Genomic DNA, 1866 nt, shown 5'->3' on the forward strand with positions numbered 1-1866 from the left:
ACGCAGGGGGACGTCGACGAAGTCGGGGTCGTTGAAGGGAGAGCGGGTTCGCTCGCGGGCCGCGATGGTGCTGCGGATTTCAGGGGGGGTGCAGGGGTGGTCTACGCGCATCTCGTGAGCGCCTCCCGTCTTGTCTGCTGCGTTGGTGGCGTTGTGCGCGGTGGAGGGAGTCAATGCTCCCTCCGAAGGGGTTTCCGCAGCGTGCGACATCTGAAGGGTAGCAGGGTCAGGTAAAACCCGGGAAAAAGCCATGCCCTGGGGTGACGGTTCGAACTTTTCCCTTCCCCGCGCGCACCTGTCTCGATTGAAACCCGTGGTGCCCCCTGCTACATTTCACAGACCCGCGCGCGCGAGCACTGACGCGCCGACAGGAAGGACCATCTGCTCTCGCGTGCACTCCCTCATGAGCAGGGTGAACTGGCCGCTCTGCATCTGCCTGACGCTTGCACTGGCGGGGCTCATCGCCGCTGAGCGGCGCATTGCGGCCGCGCCGCAGCTGCGTGATCAGCGCTTCATGCCGTCTCCGGTGACGGGATACCTGTTCCGGCCTGGGCGCATGCAATCTGAAGATATCGCGCCCGACGGCACGCCAGGAAGAGATGTGCAGCCGCGAGCCGTCAGAGGTGATGCGCTGCGGGTGCTCGTTGTTGGAGACTCGGTTGCGGCGGGGCGCTCGCTACCGTCTGCAGACCGCTTTCCTGCGCGCCTCGAGGCGTCACTGAGAAGGGTGTGCGGGCTTCCCACCGTCGTCGTCAACGGAGGCGTCGACGGGTATGAGCTCACGAACATGCGCCTCATGCTCGAGCAGGTCTCGCCGCGAATCGATCCGGACGTGGTGGTGGTCGAGACCAGCCTCTTCACCAATCTGTGCCAGCGCAGGCTGCCCGAGATGGATGATCCGGGGCTGCAGATGCGAGCGCTGGCTGAGCGAAGCCACGTGGTACAGGCACTCATGCTGGCGGCGCGCGGAGCGGAGGGCTTCTCGAGCTGGCCTTCCGAGATTTCCTTTGATGCGGCGCCGACCCTTGCTTCTGCGGCCATCGCGAACATCGAGTCGTTTCGTCTCTACGCGCGTGAGAGAGGGGCACGCGTGCTTCTCGTGGCCCTGCCGAGAGATCTTGACGAACGACGTACGGCCGTGCTTGACGGCGTCCGCAGGTATTCTGCTCGACACGACAGCTGCGCCATCATCATCGAGGAACACCCACGATGGCGGGCGGCGCAGCCCGGCGGCCTCGACGCATCTTATCATCTCACTGCCGCAGGTCATGCCACCGTGGCCGAGATCCTGGCGCGCGAGATGCAGGCCAGGCAATGGGTGTCTCGCGCCCAGTGAGCGCCTCTTCCTCGCCACTGCCGCGCCCGCAGCCGGACCTGCCGTATCTCGAGCTGCTCGACATGCGACGCGCACTTGTGCCCGATGAATCGGCGCCCCGCCTGCGCTGCGCGGTGCTCGGTGGCTGGGCGGTGACGCCCTTGCTCGAGCTGCTCGCGCTGTTCTGCGCTTCGTGGCGTCTCTCGATCGAGCTTCGCGAGGCGCCCTTCGCCACCATCGCCCAGGAGCTGGTCGATGCGCAGAGCGCCACCCGCCGCTGGGCGCCAGACGTGGTGCTCGTGCTTCCCACGCCGGACGACGTCTCCGCGGATTTCCTGCACGCGGACGACGCATGGGCTGCCGCGGACGAAGAGGCCGATGCCTGGATGGAACGCCTGCGTCACCTGGCCGAGGCCGGCGCGGCGGTGATCATGGGGGCCTTCGTGGCGCCGGAAGCGCGGATGCTGGGACGTCTGGCGGGTGCGGGAGCAATCGACCTGGTCACGCGCCTTCGTCTGCTCAACCTCGCGCTGCTGCGTCGCGCGGGCGGG

2 protein-coding genes are annotated in these 1866 nt (G+C 67.0%); both read left to right on the forward strand.

The genetic code is table 11. The features are described from left to right. Window positions 1-391: 391 nt before the first annotated feature. Complete coding sequence (locus EB084_24495) at window positions 392-1336, forward strand: hypothetical protein (protein ID NDD31423.1); 945 nt, start codon at window positions 392-394, stop codon at window positions 1334-1336. After that, on the forward strand, window positions 1333-1866 hold a 534-nt coding region (locus EB084_24500; protein NDD31424.1), incomplete at its 3' end, for a hypothetical protein. The genes EB084_24495 and EB084_24500, both read left to right, overlap by 4 nt.

The organism is Pseudomonadota bacterium, from assembly GCA_010028905.1.
Taxonomy (GTDB): Bacteria; Vulcanimicrobiota; Xenobia; order RGZZ01; family RGZZ01; genus RGZZ01.